The 1636-nt window shown below is 63.1% G+C and carries 2 protein-coding genes; both read left to right on the forward strand.

Features of this window, described 5'->3' with window-relative positions; translation table 11 throughout:
* Entirely contained in the window at positions 1–750 is a 750-nt protein-coding gene (locus GVL52_RS27775) for an electron transfer flavoprotein subunit beta/FixA family protein (RefSeq protein WP_160012631.1), read from the forward strand.
* A gap of 26 nt (positions 751–776) precedes the next feature.
* Positions 777–1636, forward strand: an 860-nt coding sequence (locus tag GVL52_RS27780) for an electron transfer flavoprotein subunit alpha/FixB family protein (RefSeq protein WP_160012632.1), incomplete at its 3' end; no start/stop codon positions are given.

A 1636-nucleotide genomic window follows, 5' to 3' on the forward strand; every position in this document is an offset into this window, starting at 1 on the left:
ATGAAGATTCTCGTCCCCGTCAAGCGGGTGGTTGACTACAACGTGAAGATCCGCGTCAAGCCGGATGGCACGGGTGTCGAACTCGCCAACATCAAGATGTCGATGAACCCCTTCGACGAAATCTCCGTGGAAGAGGCGCTTCGCCTGAAGGAAGCCGGCAAGGCCGAGGAAGTGGTGGTCGTCTCGATCGGACCTGCCAAGGCCGAAGAGACATTGCGCACCGCGCTTGCCATGGGCGCCGACCGGGCGATCCTTGTTGAGACCGACGATGCCGTCGAACCGCTCGCCGTCGCCAAGATCATCAAGGGCATCGTCGATGCCGAGCAGCCGGGTCTCGTGATCGTCGGCAAGCAGGCGATCGACGACGACAGCAACCAGACCGGCCAGATGCTCGCCGCCCTGATGGGCTCGGCCCAGGCCACCTTCGCCTCGAAGATCGAGATTGCTGACGGCAAGGCCCAGGTGACCCGCGAAGTCGACGGCGGCCTGCAGACCATCGAGATCAGGCTTCCCGCCGTCATCACCTCGGACCTGCGCCTCAACGAGCCGCGCTACGCTTCGCTGCCGAATATCATGAAGGCCAAGAAGAAGCCGCTCGACAAGAAGACGCCTGCCGATTTCGGCGTCTCCACCACGCCGAAGCTCAAGGTCTTGAAGACCGAGGAGCCATCGGGCCGCAAGGCCGGCGTCAAGGTCAAGTCGGTCGCCGAGCTGGTTGAAAAGCTCAAGACCGAAGCCGGCGTGCTTTAATCAGGTTGGATGAGGAGTAACATATCATGACCATTCTTCTTCTGGCTGACCACGACAATGCCAGCCTGTCCGACCAGACCGCCAAGACGCTGACGGCTGCCGCCAAGATTGCCAAGGAAACGGGGAGCGATGTCCACGTTCTCGTCGCCGGCAAGGGCGCCAAGGCCGCAGCCGATCAGGCTGCCAAGCTCGCAGGCGTCGCCAAGGTGCTGCTCGCAGACAGCGACGACCTCGCCAACAACCTCGCCGAACCGCTGGGCGCTCTGATCGTCTCGCTGGCAGCCAACTACGACACCATCATCTCGGCCGCCACTTCTGTCGGCAAGAACGTCCTGCCGCGGGTCGCAGCCCTGCTCGATGTCGCCCAGGTCTCCGAGATCATCGAGGTCGTTTCGGCCGATACCTTCAAGCGCCCGATCTATGCCGGCAACGCCATCCAGACGGTGCAGGCAACCGACGCCCAAAAGGTGATCACCGTGCGCACGGCATCGTTTGCAGCCGCAGCCGAAGGCGGTTTGGCCCCGGTCGAAACCATCGCGGCCGCTGGCAATCCAGGCCTCTCGACCTTCGTCAAGGATGCGCTATCCTCCTCGGATCGCCCGGAACTGACCTCGGCCAAGATCATCATCTCAGGCGGTCGCGCCCTCGGTTCTGCCGAAAAGTTCCAGGAAGTCATCCTGCCTGTCGCCGACAAGCTCGGTGCCGCCGTCGGCGCCTCGCGCGCTGCTGTCGACGCCGGCTACGCCCCCAATGACTGGCAGGTCGGCCAGACCGGCAAGGTGGTCGCACCCGATCTCTATATCGCCGTCGGCATCTCCGGCGCCATCCAGCATCTGGCCGGCATGAAGGACTCGAAGGTCATCGTCGCCATCAACAAGGACGAGGA

Origin of the sequence: Rhizobium sp. 18055 (assembly GCF_902706285.1) — a bacterium.
Taxonomy (GTDB): Bacteria; Pseudomonadota; Alphaproteobacteria; order Rhizobiales; family Rhizobiaceae; genus Rhizobium.

Excerpts from the sequence above, each read along its gene's own strand:
- GVL52_RS27775 (WP_160012631.1), top strand. The coding sequence starts at position 1 with ATGAAGATTCTCGTCCCCGTCAAGCGGGTGGTTGACTACAACGTGAAG.